The organism is Nostoc linckia z4, assembly GCF_002608075.1.
Classification (GTDB): domain Bacteria; phylum Cyanobacteriota; class Cyanobacteriia; order Cyanobacteriales; family Nostocaceae; genus Nostoc; species Nostoc linckia.
Window position 1 is genome coordinate 13,298 of the sequence record NZ_LAHA01000082.1, and the last position, 21,538, is coordinate 34,835.

The 21,538-nt window shown below is 40.7% G+C and carries 15 protein-coding genes and 1 pseudogene; 4 read left to right on the forward strand and 12 right to left on the reverse strand.

All coding sequences use genetic code 11. The features are described from left to right. Positions 1-84 precede the first annotated feature (84 nt). From VF06_RS35315 to VF06_RS35335, 5 genes are all read right to left on the reverse strand, one after another. Entirely contained in the window at positions 85-657 is a 573-nt protein-coding gene (locus tag VF06_RS35315; protein ID WP_099066238.1) for a TerD family protein, read from the reverse strand. Positions 658-794: 137 nt separating this feature from the next. Then, positions 795-1,397 carry a TerD family protein gene (locus tag VF06_RS35320; RefSeq protein WP_099066237.1) on the reverse strand — a complete coding sequence of 201 codons (603 nt, stop codon included), beginning with the start codon at positions 1,395-1,397 and terminating at the stop codon, positions 795-797. Between the two features lie 35 nt (positions 1,398-1,432). Next, the gene (locus VF06_RS35325) at positions 1,433-2,008 is read right to left on the reverse strand and encodes a TerD family protein (protein WP_099066236.1); all 576 of its coding nucleotides are present in this window, start codon (positions 2,006-2,008) and stop codon (positions 1,433-1,435) included. Positions 2,009-2,507: 499 nt separating this feature from the next. Then, complete coding sequence (dacB, locus tag VF06_RS35330; protein ID WP_244918109.1) at positions 2,508-3,980, reverse strand: D-alanyl-D-alanine carboxypeptidase/D-alanyl-D-alanine endopeptidase; 1,473 nt, start codon at positions 3,978-3,980, stop codon at positions 2,508-2,510. A gap of 207 nt (positions 3,981-4,187) precedes the next feature. Beyond that, entirely contained in the window at positions 4,188-4,391 is a 204-nt protein-coding gene (locus tag VF06_RS35335) for a hypothetical protein (protein WP_099076563.1), read from the reverse strand. A 795-nt stretch (positions 4,392-5,186) separates the two neighbouring features. Here VF06_RS35335 and VF06_RS35340 point away from each other — a divergent pair. Beyond that, complete coding sequence (locus VF06_RS35340; protein ID WP_099066233.1) at positions 5,187-5,987, forward strand: PEP-CTERM sorting domain-containing protein; 801 nt, start codon at positions 5,187-5,189, stop codon at positions 5,985-5,987. A gap of 128 nt (positions 5,988-6,115) precedes the next feature. Here the strand turns inward: VF06_RS35340 and VF06_RS35345 are convergent, their stop codons facing one another. The 6 genes and pseudogenes from VF06_RS35345 to VF06_RS35370 form a co-directional block, all read right to left on the reverse strand. Beyond that, positions 6,116-7,891 (reverse strand): SWIM zinc finger family protein, encoded by a 1,776-nt coding sequence (locus tag VF06_RS35345; protein ID WP_099066232.1) that lies wholly within the window; start codon positions 7,889-7,891, stop codon positions 6,116-6,118. A gap of 321 nt (positions 7,892-8,212) precedes the next feature. Continuing rightward, positions 8,213-8,656: a hypothetical protein gene (locus VF06_RS35350; protein ID WP_099066231.1), complete on the reverse strand. Its 444-nt coding sequence runs from the start codon at positions 8,654-8,656 to the stop codon at positions 8,213-8,215. Between the two features lie 329 nt (positions 8,657-8,985). Next, positions 8,986-10,911 carry a penicillin acylase family protein gene (locus VF06_RS35355; RefSeq protein WP_257208156.1) on the reverse strand — a complete coding sequence of 642 codons (1,926 nt, stop codon included), beginning with the start codon at positions 10,909-10,911 and terminating at the stop codon, positions 8,986-8,988. Positions 10,912-11,114: 203 nt separating this feature from the next. Next, positions 11,115-11,840: pseudogene (locus VF06_RS35360) on the reverse strand (penicillin acylase family protein); the annotation flags it as partial. Positions 11,841-12,063: 223 nt separating this feature from the next. Continuing rightward, on the reverse strand, positions 12,064-12,534 hold the full coding sequence (locus VF06_RS35365; protein WP_099071451.1) for a DUF3592 domain-containing protein: 471 nt from the start codon (positions 12,532-12,534) through the stop codon (positions 12,064-12,066). A 188-nt stretch (positions 12,535-12,722) separates the two neighbouring features. Further along, the gene (locus tag VF06_RS35370) at positions 12,723-14,339 is read right to left on the reverse strand and encodes an ABC transporter ATP-binding protein (RefSeq protein ID WP_099071450.1); all 1,617 of its coding nucleotides are present in this window, start codon (positions 14,337-14,339) and stop codon (positions 12,723-12,725) included. Positions 14,340-14,591: 252 nt separating this feature from the next. Here VF06_RS35370 and VF06_RS35375 point away from each other — a divergent pair, with 252 nt between their 5' ends. Both VF06_RS35375 and VF06_RS35380 read left to right on the forward strand, forming a co-directional pair. Beyond that, entirely contained in the window at positions 14,592-15,011 is a 420-nt protein-coding gene (locus tag VF06_RS35375) for a COG3650 family protein (RefSeq protein WP_099071449.1), read from the forward strand. Between the two features lie 365 nt (positions 15,012-15,376). Continuing rightward, the gene (locus VF06_RS35380; protein ID WP_099071454.1) at positions 15,377-17,287 is read left to right on the forward strand and encodes a DUF1565 domain-containing protein; all 1,911 of its coding nucleotides are present in this window, start codon (positions 15,377-15,379) and stop codon (positions 17,285-17,287) included. Positions 17,288-17,897: 610 nt separating this feature from the next. Here VF06_RS35380 and dnaG read toward each other — a convergent pair. Beyond that, complete coding sequence (dnaG, locus tag VF06_RS35385; RefSeq protein WP_099071448.1) at positions 17,898-19,811, reverse strand: DNA primase; 1,914 nt, start codon at positions 19,809-19,811, stop codon at positions 17,898-17,900. A gap of 232 nt (positions 19,812-20,043) precedes the next feature. Between dnaG and tftA the strand changes: the two genes are divergently transcribed. Then, positions 20,044-21,393 (forward strand): hormogonium tapered terminus morphoprotein TftA, encoded by a 1,350-nt coding sequence (gene tftA / locus VF06_RS35390; RefSeq protein ID WP_099071447.1) that lies wholly within the window; start codon positions 20,044-20,046, stop codon positions 21,391-21,393. The last annotated feature ends 145 nt before the right edge of the window (positions 21,394-21,538 follow it).

Consider the following 21,538-nt stretch of genomic DNA (forward strand, 5'->3'; position numbering starts at 1 on the left):
ATGACTTTAAACTTGACATGAACTTATACAAAAAAGGGGTAACAATAATGAATACCCCTTTTTTATTAGCTGATAAGATATCTACTAAGCCGCATATCGGTCTACAAAACTTTGTAACCCTGCTTTATAACCAGCGCCGACAGCTTGAAATCTCCATTCTCCATCTTTTCGGTAAAGTTTACCAAATTCAATTGCTGTCTCTGCGGAAGCATCTTCATCTAATTCATATTTCGCAATTTGTTTTTCTGTGGTGTTGTCATAAATTCTAATGAATGAGTTTCTGACTTGCCCAAAGTTTTGCTTTCTTTGTTCTGCTTCGTGAATAGTGACAACAAAAATTATTTCTTGAACGGAAGCATCAACCTTACTCAAATCAATTTGAATTGTTTCGTCGTCTCCGTGACCCTCTCCAGTTCTGCTATCTCCCTCATGTTTCACAGAATCATCGGGTGATTGTGGGTTGTTATAAAATACAAAGTATTTTTCGTTAGGAATTTTTCCGTTAGTACCTAACATAAATATAGATGCGTCTAAATCAAAAGCTGAACCTGTATCTGTAACGTTAATATCCCATCCTAAACCAATTCCAGCCTTGATTAAGCTTGGTGCTTCTTTTGAAAGATTGATTCTTTCGCCTTTGCTGAGGTTAATTGACATGATTACTACCTATTATTTGGAAATGAATTTTATTTGAGTTGTTATTGAGTTGATTAGCTCAACAATTAGTCGAAGATATATGAAATAAAAAAATTCTAAGACGCTTCGTGAATTGCTAATGCTGCGCTATTTTTAATTTAAGCGTAAGCTCTCACAAGTCCTTCTAAACCATGAACATTAATGCCATTGCCAATAGCTGCCATCTTCCATTCATTATTGTGATTGTAAATTTCAGCCATAATCATCCCAGTCATTCCTTTATATTCAGAACCAGACAAATTATACTTAGCTAATTCTTGATTGTTAGATGTATTGACTAGGCGTACAAAAGCATTTTTAACCTGGGTAAATTCTTGTTTACGAGCAATACAATCGTAAATATTCACTGTAAAAACCAGTTTGACTATCTCTTTTGGTAGTCGAGATAAATCTACAAGCACCTGCTCATCATCACCATCTCCTGCACCTGTGAGATTATCACCTAAATGAGTAATAGCTCCCGATTTGTGAGATAAATTTCCAAAGTAAACAAGGTTGCTTGTATCTCTGATTTTGCCATTTTCATCTAAACACAAGACGGAAGCATCTAAGTCACAATCTTGAGTGTTATTGAAAGCACCAAAAAAACCACCGCCTGAATGTTTCGCTGTATCCCAGCCTAGTCCACACATCAGTTTTGTTAGTCCGGGAGCTTCTTTAGAAAGTGAAATACGTTGTCCTTTTTGTAAGTTGATTCCCATGTTACTTAATGTTAGTTATATGGATTAATAAATTCTTAGCTGTAGCGTTCAAGTAGCGCTTTCAAGCCACCTTGATAGCCTGCACCTACAGCATTGAGACGCCACTCGCCGTCTTTGCGATAAAGTTCTGCCATGATTAGCGCTGTCTCTATGGAGTAGTCTTCAACCAGGTCATAGCGGATAGCTTCTTGTTTTGTTTGAGCATTGACAATACGCACAAAGGCATTTTTCACTTGACCAAAGTTCTGACTACGTTGCTGTGCTTCATAGATAGTTACGGTAACAACTATTTTTTCAACTTCTGATGGTACTTTTGTGAGATTAACTTTGATAACTTCATCATCTCCGTCACCTGCACCTGTGAGATTATCTCCCATGTGTTGAAGGGATTTATGAGGATCGGGACTTGTGAGATTATTATAAAAAATAAAGTGGTTGTCAGAAAGAAGTTTTTCGTCACTACCCAACATAAATACTGATGAATCAAGATCGAAATCGTGACCTGTGTCTGTAACTTTTACATCCCATCCCAGTCCAATAAAAACATCTGTTAAGCCAGGAGCAACTTTTTCTAGTGAAACTCGTTGACCTTTAGCTAGTGAAACTGCCATAATTTTTTCCTGTTTATAGCAAATGGACGAAGCAACTTTTTTAAGTTATTGTCCGTAAATAAATGAAAGGCTTAGAAATCACAACAAAACGAATCAGCTAGAGTGCTGACTACTTATAAAAGACTTCAATAGTAAATATTTAATTTTTGGTTTAACTATTTTTTAGCTTGAGTGTGTTTCTTGTTTAAAAGTTAGCTTTTAAATCATGCCAATCAAGCTATTAAGTTTTATTGTGTAAATTTAGTTGTTTGCCAGCATTAATTGGTGAGTAACATAGGATTAAATGGATAGCAGTATTATGCGCTCTATCCTATTCATCTGTAAGGAAGAGTGTAATCAGGAAAAATACTTAAACTATCAAATTTTGGTATTGATGTTACATAGTTTCTCGATGGCAGTCTTGCTATGATATTCAATGACAAACAGGCAGTAATTTTTACTGCGATCGCTTTAACAAATTCAATGTAAAAATGCAAAAATTACAATTGCTCAACATTTATTAACAACGCTGTAATTGAGCTAATAAGACGACTATTTCATCAATTGCTTGGCGCACAACTGTTGTAGGCTGTTCCGATTGATTGACAAGAATACTAAAAACTAATGTTTCATACTTCGGCACATTCACATATCCAGATAGAGAAACTACACCAGTTAACGTACCCGTTTTAGCTTGAACAATACCCTCAGCTGGTGTATTTTGAAAACGAAATTTTAACGTGCCACTTTTACCAGCGACTGGTAAAGATCCACGATATATTGATGCTGCTGGTGTTCTTGCGATTCCCCGCAAAACTTGTACAAAAGCTTCTGGGGTAACTAAATTACGACGTGATAAGCCAGAACCATCTATTAATATATAGTTTGCTGGATCGACTCCCAATTGAGTCAAACTTGCTTTGACGACTTCCAAACCAACATTAGCACTAGTTTGATTTTTCAGTCTGGGTTTTTCTACAGCTAATGCTCTTAATAATGCCTCAGCATACAGATTATTACTATTAACATTCGTTTCTGCTAATAATTCAGCTAAAGATGGTGACTCTACAAAGGCAATTTCCTCTTGATTAGTACCACCAGATATTACTAAGGTTTTTCCCAAAGGAATTTTTTGTTGTCTTAAAGCAGTACGAAAGCGCCGTAAAAAGTAATAATTAGGATCGACTACAGGTAAATCTAGTAAATAAGGTTCAGAATTTGTTGTTAACTGTCCTTCAATTCGCAATACTGTTCCTGATAAATCGCGGTTAACATTGATATAAGTTGGTTGATTGCCATCGACGGTTATTGACTGATTAATGATTCGCCACTGTGTTGCTTCACTAGCATCAGCCCACACCAACTTTAAAGGTTTACCGACAGCCTGGGGTACTAATTTTAAGCTAAAAATATTTTGATGGGTAATAAAGCTATTGACTGGTGCGCCGTAGTCTGACTGGACATCTTCCCATTGCCAAGTGGGGTTAACAATATCTCCTTGAATATAACTATCATCAGCAATTAATTCCGGAATTTGAGTAATACCTTTTTGTTTCAATTGTTGTGCTAAGGCTTGTAGTTGAGTATCATCTAAACTAGGATCTCCCCTACCAACAACACGTAAAACACCATTGCCATTTTGATAAATAGAAGTACGAATACGAAAATTAGCACCCAACTGCTGTAGTGCTGCTGCTGTTGTCAGCAACTTCGTGTTAGACGCTGGAGTAAAATATTTATCGGCATCTCGATTGTAAAGAGTTAATCCCGTTGATAAAGGTTGTATTAGAATTCCCCAACGCATCCGACTAAATAAGGGACGATTGATAACAGAATCTATAGCTGTTGGCAATTGGCTAGAGCAAATTGCTTTTGTAGTAGTTGTGGGTGCTGTTGGGGTTTGTGCTTTAGCAACTCTAGAATTAAATGTAATCTGGGTAGTTAAAAATATGAATAAAACACCCAGCGATCGCTTGCAAGTCTTAAGTTTCACCAATATACCTGATCTCAATGTTAATAATTTTACCTTGCCAGCATAATCTTTCATAAAGAAAGAACAATTAGTTCGGTAAAGTTACTTAACTAGTATAAGGAAGTTGACTGTTGACAGTTGACTGTGAACTGTCAGCAATCAACTGTGAAATTGCTACCTGCTCCCCTACGAAAAATCTACGTGGATGAAGATGTTTGTAAAATTTTATTAGAAGTATTGACTAATATGGTAGTCGATGAATTCACTGCAAGTAGACCATTTCTCTTGGGGAAATACTAACTTTTTAGTCATGAGCATAACCTTATTTAGGAAATTGAGATAGTCATCACCTTGCAAAACTAACTCATCACCTGTTATGTGGTCAGTTAATACTACAGACTGACCTACTTTCATGTATGTGTATCGTTGCATAAGTTATTGCGCCAGTGGTTGTTCAGTTTAAGTAGCCGCTTTTTATTTATCAATTTGGACACCAAAACCCTAACCCTTCCGCAGTCATGTGACAGATTTTTGATGAATTTCAAAGCCAAATTCAGAATTATTTCAGTCTAAATGAGTAAATTCATCAGATTTGATACTAGACTTTTTAAGTTAAGTCATTTACTTCACTGAATTTGAAATTTGCTGTATCTGGCAATACATTTATCTCCAGTTTTACTCCTTTATTTCGATTACTACTTTCCCTTGCTTATTGATAGCAAAGAAAGATATTGTCAAACTGAATCATATCAGACCAATATTGCGATCGCTGATAGATATAAAACATAATTTCGTCTGAAGCCGAACAATCAAAACTGTTGACTGTGAACCGTCAACGGTCAACAGTCAACGACCTCAACCGCAATAATTTATTTTTTGAGTTCCCTTATCTACGAACTGCCAACAATCTGCCAGTCCATTTTTTTGTGGATTTACAGCAGATTTATAGGAAAGCAAAGTACTGTATTTAGGTCTGAAAACTAGACAGAGAGCCGCTGATAATTCTAAATTCTACTATCGGCTGAAGTAGAGATTTATTTTGATAATAAACGATGCAGACTAATTTAGTAAAGAAAATGTTCCTATTTTTTCCAACAAAATTTTTTGTAATGAATGAGACTTTTATCAATAGTTTGGGAATCATAAATCATGCTAGAGAAACATTTTCAATGAATCTCAACGCACTAGGTGTGTCTTTTTATCGGCGATTACAGGAGCAAATTGTTCATGAAAGTAAGTTCATCAGGAGCCAAGCTAGGTAGTGCAATTATTGGCAGTACTTGTTTAACCGCAGTCATGATTGGTTTGGGTGGTTCTGGTGCTTTTGCCGCTCAATTCATTACAATTAAAACCACTGGTACATTATCAGGAACTATCGAACTCCCTGCAAATAATCCCAATTTCAATAACAGTATTACCCGTATTGATACTGATGAAACTGGAACTTATTACCGCAACTTAGGCACTACTAATAATCCTAATTACGTTCCCGTGTATCAATCAAATTATTTGCAGGTAGAAACACGTCCTGATGGAAGTCTGCATTACTTCGTTGACTTTAAAGGTATTCCTTTTGTATCTTTCAATGGTGTTTTGACATCGCCGGTTCTTGCTGATGGTGAGTTGACTCCCTTCAAATACCAAGGACAATTGGCAGGAACAACATTTCAGGGAGTAGTTCAAGACGAATTTAATTTCATCAAAGCTTTTTATACTGGTAAAGTCACTGACCCAGAAACTGGAAAAAGCTATCAGGGTACTTTTGAGGTTTATGGTTATGGAGAACGATATAGCGATCGCAATGGTAGTTTAACTCCTACAGTTTTTGATTTCCAGTCCGATATCCCTGGTTCGCCAAGCATCACATCTCTAACTTTAACTAACACTCCCCTCAAGAATTTGAGCATTAAAGTACCCATACCTGTGGAAGAAACTTCTATCCCAGAACCCACCAGCATTTTCGGAACCCTGATGGCCGCTGCTTTTGGTATCATCCTCAAAAAGAAAAAAGACACAGCAGAGTGCTGATATCAGGTTCAGCTGAAGACTTGGCAAGACAAGGGGGATAACGGGGGAGACAAGGGAGAATATCTCTATGAAAAATCGATTTTTGTAAGAAGTCTATTGAATTTTTCTCAACTTTTCTCCCCATCCCCCTATTCCATATCCCTTTGGTGAAACATGCCCATCAATTTACGCTTACGACTGTGGGTTTGGATTAAGTTTTCTCGATAAGTTGACCAGTCAACTTTTCTCCCAGATTGCAAGTAAGCAGCACGGGCCTTTTTTAGCCATTCCACGGCATAGTTGTAGTATTCTGCCTTACCTGCATCGATAATTTTTTCCGCACGATTACAGGCATTAGCAATTACCCAATCAGGATTATGAGGGATGGCAGCATCCATAACTCGGTGAATTAACTCAGAATCATAGGAACTAAGTTCGCTGGCCATGGCAATTGCATCATTAATTAGCCCCTCATGCAATAAAATATCTACTTTGGCCGATTCTGTTCCCCAACCATTGTAATTACGGATGATTTTCAGCAAATCTGTTTTGACGGTTTCCCAGTTTTTACCAGCTAATTCTTGCATCTTTTGATAGTCTGAAAACGAGGGCTTGACTTGGAAAGCCGCCTTAATTCCTAATAAAGCAGCTTCATGATTAGCTAATTCAATAGCCAAATCACTTGTCCAAATTCCTAACTCATACTGACAATTACCTGGTAAATTTAATCCACTTTGGGCGATATCTAGTGCTTGCTGTAATGCTCCCTTGTCGGTGAGTATTTTCGCTAAGGCAAAAGCTTCTTCCTGTGAATTCATCTGAGTTTGAGCAGCATCAACGGCTTCTGCTACTCTGCCTAAACGCCCCAGCATTGTGAGATATTGCTGGGTTTGCCCTTCTGCTTCAGCCAAATAGAGATATTCTTGGTAACGTTCTTGACGTTCGAGGATTTTCAGGCGAATGAGTGCCAAATCGTCTGCATAGTCTGGTACATCTTCTTCCCAAGCTCCTCTTTCAGTAATATTACCTTGAAGAACTTCCACCAAAGGTGGATAATCCCAGCCTTGGCGTAAAGCTTCCATAATCAAGCCAAAATCAGCATTCCATTCATCTTGCCATGCTTCTAAATTGATTTGAATATCAACTTTTTCATCTGGGGTGAGTTCAGCGCCTAGAATTGCTTCACACCAAGCTTGATTTAATTCCTGGACAATTTCATCATTTTGGACGCCGTATTCTGCGACATCGTCCCAATTTTCCACACAGGTACAGGTAATGGCCTCTAAAATAGCGATCGCATTTTCAGCTTCTCCCTGTTTGCTAAAATCCACCGCAGTTTGCACCAGGTTGAGCAATTCTTCAGCAATCTGGTCTTCTTCGTAACCTTCCTCGAAATACGCTATGGCGTTCCGGAAAATTTGCCGCACCTCTCGCCGAAAGAAAGTCAAATTGATTGTACTGCGCGGCACGCGTTTGCTACTTTTTTCTTGGCGAACAGGAGCAATCATCCAGCTGACACGACGGTCAATTGCCTCAATCAGCCTTGGGTATTCTGCTACTAAATCTTGCACCAGCCTTTGGGTTTGGTCGCGATCTAAGCGATCGAGTAATTCTTCTAAGGTGGGACGCTGTTCAATGTGTTCTGAGTGACGCGCACACACAAGCATCGTTGCCACAATATGTTTGCACCACCCATCAAAATTGTATGCACAGGTGCAGTTGACAGAAGTCAATCCACTGCTATCAAAATTCAAGCTGACATGATAAGGTCTGGCTTCAGTGCCCAGAACATCTGCTTGCAGCACACCACCACGTTGGGTGATACCATTGACAGCACCAGCTTGATAATATGCCTCGCCCCGCTGGAAAGATTTGGCGTTGGCATGGCGGCGGATAGTAAACTCACTAATTTGGGGAATAGACATCGGCGATCGCCTGCGTAAATCCTCTAGATAAATCCAGCTTAGGTCTTAAACTAACTTCATGTAAAGAATACATAACTGTCAGTGGCTCCTGTTGACGGTTCACAGTTAATAAGAGCCACTGACGGGTACGTAGGGGTTCCCCCAATGGAGCAAGTGGCCCTCAAAAGTCAACGTTTTAACGCCAATAATTTATTTTTTGGGCCTTGCATAATTGCGGGATGATATGAGAATTTGCATCAAGACATAATCCCCGTGTCTGGTGTGTCCCCGCGTCAGCCTAAATCATCCCATTATTCAGCAACGCCATTTTTTGGAGTTCCCTTAAGTACCAGAGCAATAGCCATTAATTTCTTTGACTATTGAACTTTCTTGCTGACCACTCTTTTGTAGAGATGCCAAAGAATTCTTTGCCCCTGGAAGATTCTTTTTATCTATAGCTGTTGCAGCATTCTTCAATTCTTTACTGATATCCTGATAAAGTGTGAGAAAACGTCCTTGAAAACCTTGGAGTTTCTCGTCTTTAATTTCTAATGCTTTCATTTCTTGGGTCAGTGGGTCTATCTTAGCGGCCAGTTCAGTTAAAGACTTAGAACCTTTGGCCGGATTGGGATTTTTACCGAATTCCTGACCTAAAGCGGATGCTTGATTGGCAACCTTGATAATTTTGTTACATTGAGCAACTTTACTTTCCCCACAACTTGCAAATAATAATGCGATTGCAGTTGTGGCTGAGAGAATAAAAGTTTTCTTAACTAGATGTTCCATAGATTCCATCATCTCCGACTATATTTTGCTAACGTTGGGCTAAGGAAATTGATAGTCAGCAAAAATACTTTTCTGTTTTTCAAAAATCTCTATTTCTGCTCTGATATCACCTCCAGTTAATCACTTATTATTTAAATCTCTATGCCTCAGAGCATCGGTTTAAACCATTAAGTATTTAATCGGAGATGATATGACTTTTGTATCCCTGCTACTTTATACTGCATTTTTTCGTTTATGTGTATGTAATTTTACTGAAAGCAACAAATCGATGGAGAAAGGCACAGGGCACAGGGCAGAAGGCTTCAAAGGATTAATATCAATTTTGGATTTTAGATTTGGGATTTTGGATTAAAAGCCTTCTTGGCTAATTTTGGCATTAACTTCAGTGTCTCAGTAGTATTTACTGCTACATTAGGTGTTTGCCAAAGCATGGGGTGGTATTCAACTTGACGCCAGTAATTAACCATATCTTGATAATGTCTATGGAATGCATGACCTGATTGTCCGGGGGTATGAATTGCCAATGAATTATCTAAATTTCCCAAATCTACAATCATTCGCAATGAAGGAATTTCGTTTACTTCAAAGGATTTGTTTGCCATCCAACGGTTAGCATTCACTGTTTCGCCGTTCCCAGCTGTGGCAAAAACACCGCGATTAAACAAAGCTTCAATCAATGGAACTCCGGATTTACCCAAGGTAGAATGACGAAAAGTGACAGTATGTAGTTTGCCCCAATTCCAGTTTTTCGGGTCTTTACCTTGAATGCGTTCTAATTCATCTACAGCTTTTGTCAAAGATTCCCGCAGGATTTGGTCGCGATTTTCAACTTTTGGGGTGTTGCGATTATCCCACCAAGAACTATTGGGCTGTTTTAGCAGATTTGCCACCACACTATACCAGCGATCGCCTCCATCCGGAAAGTATCTTTTAGGTAACTGGTCGTGAAATGTATCTGCTAGTAAGTTTTTCCAGAACACTTCAAACAAAGCCGCAGTGGGTGATGTCATTTCTAACTGTAAATTCCAGTCTTTTAACAGTTTTTGGGCTACTTGCAAACCGGGTGTATCAACTGCGATCGCTTGTAATAATGGTACTAGTGTTTCGGCATTGAGATTGTGATTGTCACCTTGTATCTGCTGTACATTCTTCAAAGAAATCGGCTGAGTTTGTTGGGAAATCATCTCAACAATCTGCTTTGCGCGATAACCATAAACCCAGTCTGCGGTAATGAGATATGGATATTCACGGGAAACTAAATTATTAGCGCTAGCAATAAAACCTTCGGTGGGATTGAAACTTTTGGGTAATTCCTCAAAATCAATATAGCCTTGCCATTCATATTCATCTGTCCAACCAGGAACCGGATAACGCCCATCTCCCTTGGCTCGGATGGGGAATTTACCAGGCATTTGGTAGCCAATGTTGCCATCTATATCAGCGTAGACTAAATTTTGAGCAGGCACATCATAGTTTTTCGCAGCATTGCGAAATTCCTGCCAATTTTGGGCGCGATTGATTTGGGGAATAGCATAGCCTAGCTTAGAAGGTGCTAATGCTGTCCATTGCAAAGCTACAGCGTAATTTTGCGGCAAATCTAGCGGCTGACTCGGTTGTAACTGCTGGAGATTCGGCGAAACATCAGAAAGAATCGGCCCGTGTCTGGTGTAGCGAACCGTTTGCACAATTGGCTGACTTCCTGCAACTTGAATCGTCTCCTTTACAAGTTCCATATCAACCCATTTACCATTAACCTCATATTGGTTCGGGTTTTTCGGGTTAATTTTCTCGATGTATAAATCCATCACATCTGCCCCGACATTAGTCACACCCCAGGCAATGCGATCGCTATGACCTACAATTATCCCAATCATCCCTGCAAAAGAAAAGCCCGCAACATTGTAAGGACATTCTGCACTTCTAGGGGTGCAATGTAGAGCCACCTCATACCAAATTGAGGGAATTTGCACGCCCAAATGGGGATCGTTCGCCAAAATTGGCTTACCTGTGGTTGTGCGTTTACCAGATATCACCCAGTTATTTGAACCAACACCAACTCCCGTAGAACCAATTAATTTTTCCAAAGCCATCATCGGCTGATGAATTGACTCTAAAGCAGAAAATACCGAAGAAGACGCGGCGACGGGGAGACGCGGCGACGCGGCGAAAAATTTCTCCCTATCCTCTTTCACCCCATCCCCATATCCCCCTATCCCCGCGTCCCCACGTCCCCCTATCCCCGCGTCCTCTTTCACCCCATCCCCATATCCCCCTATCCCCGCGTCCCCACGTCCCNCGACGCGGCGAAAAATTTCTCCCTATCCTCTTTCACCCCATCCCCATATCCCCCTATCCCCGCGTCCCCACGTCCCCCTATCCCCGCGTCCTCTTTCACCCCATCCCCATATCCCCCTATCCCCGCGTCCCCACGTCCCCCTATCCCCGCGTCTCCTTTCTTCTCTAACTCTGGCAATATGACGGGCAAATTCTCAGGATAAGGCGGAAACAGTTCCTCAACTTCACTAGGAGTCAAAGTTTTAAGCAGTATTGCACGTTCAATTTCACTCTGAAAATTTCTCCCCAAATCATAAGCCATCACCTTACCCCAGGTTAAAGAATGGAGTATTTGCCAAGGTTCTGGTCGATATCCAGGATTGAGGAACTTGAGTACAGCATATTCTAAACTCAAGGTGCTGCCTTGATGTTTTGCTAAATAAGCATTCACACCATCCGCGTAAGCTTCCAGATATGCCTTCATTTCTGCATTGATTTGGGGAATTTCTTGCTGCGCCACCCTCCCCCAACCCATTGTCCGCAGATATTTGTCAGTTTCAACCTGAGAAGAGCCAAACATTTCAGAAAGTCGCCCAGAACCCACGTGTCGCCAAAAATCCATTTGCCAAAAACGGTCTTGGGCGTGAATATAACCTTGAGCCATGAATAAATCGTGGGAGTTAGCAGCATAGATATGGGGAATTCCCCATTTATCACGCTGAACGGTTACTTCAGCTTTCAGTCCAGGTAGTTGAATTGTGCCACTTTCTTGGGGAAACGATTGGCGCGCAATGTGACTGGCAAGTCCCATTAAAAATAGCCCTAAGACTAACAGGAAAATCAAAGTTGTTTTGATAATTTCAGGAAACCAGGATTTAGTAGAGCTTTTTATTTGGGCTTGCCGTGCCATTGTTAAATCAAATCACGTGATGTTACCAAGTTGATATTACAGTAGAGTTGACGTGGAAAAATTATTTGCTAAAAAATTAAGGTTTTACCGGGTAAAGAAAACAAAGTCCCAAATAATTTGCGAAATATTACATGTTAGGTTTGTTGACTATTAACAGTTAACAGTCAACACTCAACACTCAACCTCAATATTTTTCACAACTAAAATAAAATTGCTATGGTGACTATTTGAATTGTGAATTCCTTCGCATTAAACCAGGAAAGGACTTGAGCAGTACAACTCCTCCAACTACAGCAAAAATCGATCCCAAGCCGGTGAACATTAAAGGTAAAAACCATAAACTGAACCAGGAGTTGATTGTTGCTGAACCTGGCTTGTCAGGAACGTAGAGAATTTCTATCTGCTGACCTTTAGCAAATTGTGGTGGGTTAGTACCTGAAGTTGATTCAAATACTGTTGATTCGCCAGAACGAGTAGTATATTGCACCACTGGATAATACACATAAGAGGAACGCCCCTTATTATCAGTTGACCAACGTTGTACTAACTCGATGACTGTCCCTTGTGTTGGAATTGCCGAAGCTACAAAAGAACGAGTGTTTAATCCAATAATGATGCCTGTGACAGTAATTATGGTGCCAACACCACCGAATATTGAACCAAAGATGAGAAAAAATTTTGTATCTCCATTCATAAGTTCTGAAAATTCCTATAACTATTGTCAAGTGAAGTACAGATAATATTTTGAAACCCTCCAGGGACGCAGAGATTTGTACTACAGAATAAGCCAAACAGGACATTGGACACTCAACAGATAACTGTCATCTTCCCCAAAGCGATAATAGAAAACTATTGCCCGTTACCTGTTACCTATTCCCTTCTTTAATGAAAACCAAACCCTCCCATCCAGCTACCAATTTCATCGCGGTGAGTATTTGGAATTGCTTTGAAAGGTGAAAGTTGTCCTTTATAGATTGCACCAATGCGATCGCACAATGCAAACAATTCATCCAAATCTTCAGAAATCACTAGCACTGCTGCACCGGTATCTCGCATTTCAATTAATGCTTCATGAATTTTGGCAGTGGCGTTTACATCTACACCCCAACTCGGATGGGCTGCAATTAATACTGCTGGATTTTGGGATATCTCCCGCCCCATAATAAACTTTTGCAAGTTCCCCCCCGATAAACTAGCAGCAATAGAATTTACTTGTTTTGGATTAACATCGAAAGCATCACAAATTCGTTGAGTCCAGGTTTTTAATTTGCTAAAGCGAATCACTCCTTGGCGTAACAATCCCTGGCCGTGGGCTGTCAACAAAGCATTTTCTAGTAAACTGAAATTTGGCACTACACTTTTTTCTAAACGTTCTTCTGGAACATATCCCAATCCCAAGCGGCGACGTTGGGCAACATTAGTTTTGCCTATGGGCATTTCACCTAACATAATCATTTCTGCCTCAGGAGAGATGATTTCACCACTCAAAGCTGATATTAACTCTGTTTGTCCGTTGCCTGCTACTCCGGCAATACCAACGATTTCACCAGTGTGAATTGCTAAATTAATGTTTTGCAAGGTTGTACCGTAAGCATTTTGGGGTTTAAGATGTAAATCCTTAACCAGCAAGCAAACTGGCCCTGGTGGTTGCTGTTTGGGTTTTTTAGTAGTTATTAAATGCCCATCAGAAGGTGAGGTCAATGAAGCAGAAAATAATTCTTGTTTTCTCTCATCTTCTTCCCCAGTCCCCAGCAAAGAGTCTCCAATTCCTTGCACATCAGCACCAATCATCATCCTGACTAGATTGGCTGGTGTTTCTGCCTTGGGGTTACAATTAGCAACAACTTCACCGTGACGCAAAACTGTAGCATGGCTACACAGAGATTGCACCTCTAATAACTTGTGACTACTGAATAAAATACTGCAATCATCAGAGGCAATTTGCCTTAAAGTCGCGAAGAGTCTTTCTGTTTCTTGAGGAGTGAGAACTGCCGTTGGTTCATCCAAAATCAGTAATTTTGCACGGTGGTATAAACACCGGAGAATTTCTAAGCGCTGTTTTTCACCAACTGAAAGAGTATGGACAGGGCGATCGCAGTCTATGTTTAGTTCGTATACTGCTGATAAAGTGAGAATTCTTTTGGCAACTCGTGATAAATCCCATTTTTCGCTACGAGGCAGCGTCAGGGCAATATTCTCTGTAACAGTCAGGGTTTCAAATAAATTAAAGTGCTGAAATACCATTCCAATTGACAGAGATATCGCCGACTGTGGACTATTAAGATTAACCTGTCGCCCTTGCCAAAAAATCTCACCAGCATCCGGACGCACCAAGCCATAGATAATTTTCATTAAAGTACTCTTACCCGCTCCATTTTCCCCCAAAATTCCATGAATTTCTCCTGGCTGAATTGCCAAATTTATCTGATGATTTGCCACACGCCCAGAATATGATTTACTAATATTTTTCACTTCTAACCGAGAAAGTGACTTATTCATTACTTTTTGTACCTTTATTTTATTCACTCTATATGGTAAGACTTACACAACGCCGATATTATCATGGTGACCGAAACGCATTGTAGGTAAGCAATCCCGAATCATTTGTGAAATATTACGTGTTAGGTTTATTGACAGTCAATAGTCAACAGTCAACAGTCAACACCGATATTCTTGAAAACTAAAATAGTATTAATATATGTCATAAATAATGTAGAATTGTTCCATTTAATAGGCATAAATTCTTTATATATGAGAACTTTCATTTATTGTGTTTCTCTGCTTGGATTGGGTGCAACTTTACTAGCTAACACCCCCAGCACTGCTAATGAATTCTTGATTCATAGAAAAATTGCCCAAACGATTAAAAGTGAAGAATTCATCGCTAGGGGTACAGAACCTTTTTGGAGTGTTACTGTGAGCAAGAGAGGAATTGTTTATTCGTCACCAGATGTCAAAAAACAAACCTTTTCCTATGTTGCACCCTTAAAAGCAGAAGCTAGTCCCGCAGATTTACTGCGAGTCTACCGACTCCAAGGTAAAGGCAACAACATCTTAATTATCAAAAAAGTTGATACTTGTAGCGATGGAATGTCAGATAAAGAGTATCCCTACTCGGCAATTTTTATCCTGGGAAATAAGGTTTTAGAAGGTTGCGCTGAGAAAAAATAAGGTATTTGTGCGGTAAATCATGGGGCGCGATCGCTAAACTGTTGTCGGGGCGCACAGAACTGTGTGCTATTGCAATACTGCTCGCTTTGTGCATTTTCAACTCGGAATTTGGTTTTGGGAAAAGGTGAGCCAGCGCGGTCTTGGGGGTTTCCCCCATGAGCGACTGGCGAACCCCGAAGGGGTTAAAGGGTAAAGGGTAAAGGTTTTTTCTTTCCCCTTTTCCCCAAAACCCGACAAGTATTGTGTGCTATTGACACTTTCTTGGTTGATTAGTCGCCAATAGACCAATATGTGGGTAATATTATCGGCATAGTGGTGTCTAAAAGTATAAGAATTTATTGATACTTGGAGGAGTTATGTTAAAAATGATTCCCTATTTTGGGTTTAGTACGTACCAAAATGTATATTTTTTGCAAAGAAAACAAAAGTTTCTCGAAGCGAAAAAGCTGTTAGTTTTAAGTTTTTATGTACTGATTGTTACTTTTAGCTTCAAACTCACAAGGGTGGATAGTGCCATCGCTCAGATGCCATCGACACCAGATTCCGCACCCATAGGTGAAACCAGCAATATTCAGGGGAATGTGGTATTTGTCAATGCCAATGCTGGCGACGACAGTGCAGGTAATGGTAGTGAATCGGCTCCGGTAAAAACCATTACTCAAGCGCTGCGATTAGCCAAGGCCAATACGGTAATTATCCTTTCCCCTGGTACTTATAGCACTGAGACGGGAGAGGTATTTCCTTTAATGCTAAAACCAGGTGTTTCCATTCAAGGAAATCCGGGCGATCGCGGTAAGGATGTCATCATTCAAGGAGGTGGTGATTACCTCAGCCGCAGTTTTGGCGGTCAAAATGTAACAATTGTGGCAGCAAACCAAGCAGTGCTAACTGGGGTGACGCTGACAAATTCAAACCGTCGTGGTTATGGTTTGTGGATTGAATCTACTAATCCGGTGGTTGTGGAAAATACCTTTACGGGTAATATCCAAGATGGAATTTCCGTCAGTGGTAATGCTGCCCCCTTGATTAGCAAAAATTACTTCCAGGGCAATGGCGCTAATGGCATCACAATTGCTGGTAACTCCCGTCCCCAAGTGAAGGAAAATATCTTTCAGGAAACCGGCTTTGGCATTAATATTGCCCAAAATGCTGCACCTGTTGTTACAAGCAATCAAATTCAGAATAATAGGTCGGGAATCATAGTCCAAGCAAATGCTCGCCCGGTTTTAAGGAATAATCTTATTCAAGATAGTAAAGAAGATGGTTTAGTAGCCATCGCCCAAGCAATGCCAGATTTAGGCAACGCATCAGAACCAGGGGGTAATCAATTTCAAAATAATGGCCGTTACGATATTAACGCCAGTGCTGCCAAGCAAGTGATTTCTGCTGCTGGCAATAACTTGGGGAGCGATCGCATTGCTGGTAATGTCGATCTCAACGGTACAACAGCAGTAGTAGCTGAAAATTCTTACCCTACCCCTGTGTCCAACAACGAGATAGCAGAAATACCACCGTCCGGCGAAATCACTTTTTCGGCTCCTGAACTCTCACAAAGCACTAATACTCAAACCAGTAATAATATTTCAGCAGATAATCTTGTTCCTGAGTCAGTATCCTCATCGCCCCCGACTCCCCAGCAAACCAGTAACAGTATTTCAGCCAATGATCTTGTTCCTGCACAATTAAACAGCCAACTGTTGCCATTGCAACCAGCAAGTGTAACGCTTTCGCCTCCTACATCCACTCAACAACCACCAAGCCCTCAAGTTGCTGGATTTCCCACTTCTAGCACCTTGAGAGCTAGGCAAATCTCCACTAATCAAGTTGTAAATTCCACCCCAGCACAGTTTAATTACGTGCAAATCGATCCAAACACCATTGAATTTACTGCACCCCAGCCAGCAATACCCAACACAGGTAATCAAACGCAGCAATCATTACCAATACTACAACCTACTGCTTTAGGCAATGAAACACCTTTGCCAGTTACTGATACTCCCAATGTGCCAAAAATACCAGTTGCAAATTCTACAACTATCTCTTACAGAGGCAACACCGGAACACATTACGGTATACGTTATCGCATAGTAGTGACATTAATAACAGATAAAGATAGAGACTTAGTGCGATCGCTTGCTCCTGGTGCCTTTCCCACAGTTTGGCAAGGTCAAAAAGTAATGCAAGCAGGAGTTTTTGACAGCGAATACAACGCTAAAGAAATGCTCAAAACACTGTCTAGTAAAGGCTTAAGAGTCATTATGGAACCGTTGAATTAATTGGGGCATGGGGCATGGTGACTGAGGTTAAGAGTTAAGAGTTAGGAGTTAAAAGTTAGAAGTTAAGAATTATTATCCTCATCTCCCCACCTCCCCACCCTGACAGGTGTAGTTTCAGAATCTTGCTGAGATTATTGTTTTCCGAGAGTGACACAAGAGGGTTAATTAAACATAAAACAATGGTAGTGGCGTGACAAGGCTAAAATGTTGCAATAGATTTTATTGTGGGATGGGTGTCCTCACCCGTCCGGGCCGGCAGGATGCCCACCCCACAAGAGTTTATTAATGCACTATTTTAGCTGTGTCAGTCCACTACATTTATTGACATCTACGTATGAAGTTTTTTTTTAGATTGAGCTACTTATCTAGGACTTACGCAAAAACTCTCTCTTGCTCTTATTCCTCCGTGTCCTCTGTCTTGAAAAGTTCAGATGCCTGCGGCAACCCCTTCGGTGTACGCCGGAAGCCGGCGCTCCGACTTTTCGCTGTGTCCTCTGTGGTTAGATTTTCCGTTGCCTGTGCGTAAGTCCTGTTATCATCTAAAGAGAATGCTGTATGGAGTCGATATAATTTTTTCTGTTAACACGGCAATCGTGCTAGCAAGAAATAACTACAACAATTCTGTGATGGAAAATAGGCGTTGTCTGTCTATTTTTTGCAGTTTGAGTTTTTCAGTGTAAAAAGCCTGATAATAGGATTGATATTTTTCTGGTTCGGTTTCCGGATCGGTTTGCTGCCATAGTTCTAGAAAGTGTCGATAGCGTTTTTCTAGCATGACCAAATCCATGCAAGCGATCGCCGCTTGAACTACCTGCGGAGTGCGAAGTATTTCTTTTGTAGTTTTTTCGTTCAAATGAAATAAATGCGATACTAATTCCAGGTCTTCTGATAATTCTAAATATCTATTTTGTAGAGTCGAAATTAAATCTACTTGTTCAACGGCCATTTCTAAAATTTGTCGCCACAATAATCGGTGGTGGGAAAGGCTAAATTGCAAATCTCGTTCTTCTAGTTCCTCAATAATTACTTGACGCTGTTCGGGACAATGCAAGTAAATTCGCAGTAATAATGCTTCTGCATGTTCTAAAAGACTGCGTTCAGTGGGGAGTGGGGAAACTTTTTCGCTAGTTCCCCATGCTTTTTTTGCTGATACGGGTTTGGAATATGTAGGTGCAAAAGGAGCAATTTGAGTTAATAAATTTTCCACTCGTAGCGGTATAAGTCTAGCATCGCCTAAACTGAGGATTTCTGCACAATAAGAAACATAATAATTGCGGGTATCGCTGTTAGCGATATTTTTGAGTAATTTAACTATTTGCTGAGTGACTTGTTGAAAATCAGTAGCTTGTTTTAAATCACGGTCTTGAATAATTTGTTGAATTTGCCAGTCTAGCCAAAGGGGTGCATTTGCTAATAGTTGAACATAATCTTCTGGTGTTTGTTCGCGCAAATATTCATCAGCATCTTTGCCATTAGGTAAATTGAGAATTTTTAGCTGCACTTCTCCTTTATATGCTAGTTCGGCAATTTCGCCGATCGCTCTTTCGGCTGCATTGGTTCCGGCTTTATCAGCATCAAAGTTGAGTATTAATTGTTTCGATTCACTGTAGCGTAATACTAGCCGCACTTGTTCTAAACTTAAGGCTGTACCCAGGGAGGCGACGGCGTTATTAATTCCAGCAGCGTGGAGGGCGATGGCATCAAAATAACCCTCCACCACAACGGCTCGATCCAGTTGCGAAATCCCGGTTTTGGCTAGATCCAGGGCAAATAATGTTTTCCCTTTACTAAAAAGTTCGGTTTCTGGGGAATTTAAATATTTCGGTTGTTCCTCAGTTAAAGTTCTACCGCCAAAAGCAATAACGCGTCCTTGGACATCGCGGATGGGAATCATTAAGCGATCGCGGAACACATCATAATAACTGCCCCCTTCCTTGCGTGGTTTAATCAAGCCGGCTTTTTCCACCAGTTGCACTGGATAGCGTTTGTCTTCCACTAAGTAGCGATAGAGAGTTTCCCAACCTGCGGGGGCGTAACCCAAACCAAACTGCTGTATTGTTTCTTCTTTAAATTTGCGGTTAAATTGCAAATATGCAATTGCCTTTTGCCCTTGGGATTGTCTGAGGGCGTGTTGATAAAACTGCGCCGCAGAAGCCAGAACTTCATATAATTGTTCCCGCAAAGACAGCTGACGCTGTAATTCTTGGCGTTGTTCGGGTTCTAAGGTTTGTACGGGTATTTGGTAACGCCGTGCTAAATCCAGCACCACCTCAGCAAAAGAACGCTTTCCCAACTCCATAACAAACTTGATGGCATTTCCCCCGGCTTGACAGCCGAAGCAATAATACATTTGCTTGGTTTGGCTGACAGTGAAGCTGGGAGATTTTTCATCATGAAACGGGCACAACCCGACAAAATCTTTCCCTCGCTTCCGTAAAACTACGTACTCAGAGACGACATCGACAATATCAGCTCTGAGTTTAATTTCTTCAATTGTGTCTGGGTGTAAGCGGGGGATTTGCATGGAATTGGGGACTGGGGAAGAGGATGGGGGGATAAGGGGATGGGGAGATTGGGGGAAAGAAGAATTACTTTCTCCCCACCTCCGCATCTCCCCAGTCCCTCGCTATCAACTTTGGAGAAATAACAAAGGACAAATTACTTTCGACTTCTGATAGCTATTATATTGTTGTTGCAAAGCCACCAATTATATCTAAAATTGCTTACGTTTAATTTTATCAGAGGAAATACTGTAGATGGGACGTATTTTTATATCGGCGGCTCACGGAGGCAAAGAAGCAGGAGGAATCGATCCGGGTGCGATCGCTGGTGGTACAACTGAAGCTAAAGAAATGATTTTGTTGCGGGATTTGATTGTTACGGAATTGCGGGCGCGGAATTTTGAAATTTTAGCAGTTCCCGACGATTTAAGTGCTGCCGACACCATCGCCTGGATCAATTCCCGTGGACGCCGGGGTGATGTGGCGCTAGAAATTCAATCTGATGCAGCTACCAGTCCTGCTGTACGTGGGGCGAGTGTGTTTCACATTGCTAATAATACTGAACGCAAAACCAATGCCGAACAGTTACTCGTGGCACTGTTGCGCCGCGTACCCCAATTACCAAATCGCGGAGTCAAGCCAGATACAGACAGTGGATTGGGTAGTTTGGCATTTTGTCGCCGCACAACGCTTCCGGCTTTGTTAATGCAAGTGGGATTTCTCAGCAGTCCAGAGGATCGGGCTTTGCTGCAAAGTCGTCGCCGTGATTTTGCTTTGGGAATTGCTGACGGCTTGGTATCTTGGAGTCGTGTAATTGACCCTACGGGAACTCCCACAGAACCAACTTACCCAGCAATTAATATTAATATTAACGGGCAAAATTATTCCGAGCAAGGAATTTTAGTTAATGGTAATGCTTACATTCCCATTGATTTAGTAGACCGTCTGCGAATAGATTTATCAAAAGCACCAAATGTCAATCGAATTACTTATCGGAGAATCGTGTATGTCAAAGCCATCGAACTCCGAGATTTTAATATTGCAGTCAGCTGGGATGCTACAACTCGTACCGTCAGCTTGCGATCGAATTTAATAGTTTGTACTGGTCAATTAGACCGGATAATTTCAAACGGTAATACCTCAGAAATACAGTTACAATTATTCCTCAGAAATAATAATGAAAATGCTTTGGTAAAGTTTCCCGATATCGCAAAACTTTATCGGGAGGAAGCAGGTATAGAAGGGGTAAATTATGATATTGCCTTTTGCCAAATGTGTGTAGAAACTGGATTTTTAAGATTTGGTAGTGATATTAAACCCGAACAAAATAACTTTGCTGGCTTGGGTGCCATTGGTGGTGGTTCTGAGGCTGCATCTTTTCCCAGTGCCAGAATTGGAGTCAGGGCACACGTGCAACATTTAAAAGCTTACGCTAGTTTAGAACCTTTGGTACAGGAAGTTGTAGACCCTAGATTTCGCTTTGTAACGCGAGGAATTGCACCATTAATTGACCAACTATCAGGACGTTGGTCAGCAGATTTAGATTATGGTGCAAGAATTACAGCAATGGTGAAACGATTGTATGAATCAGCAGGACTACTTTGAGTTTTGAGTAACTACAGTTTATGTGGTATTTTGTGCTATTGATAAATCTCATAAACTTGATATAGCAATCCTATTTTATTTATGAGAATTTTGGTGTTGACTGTCCTTTAAATTTTTCAAATGTATATATAGAATATCCAAGAAT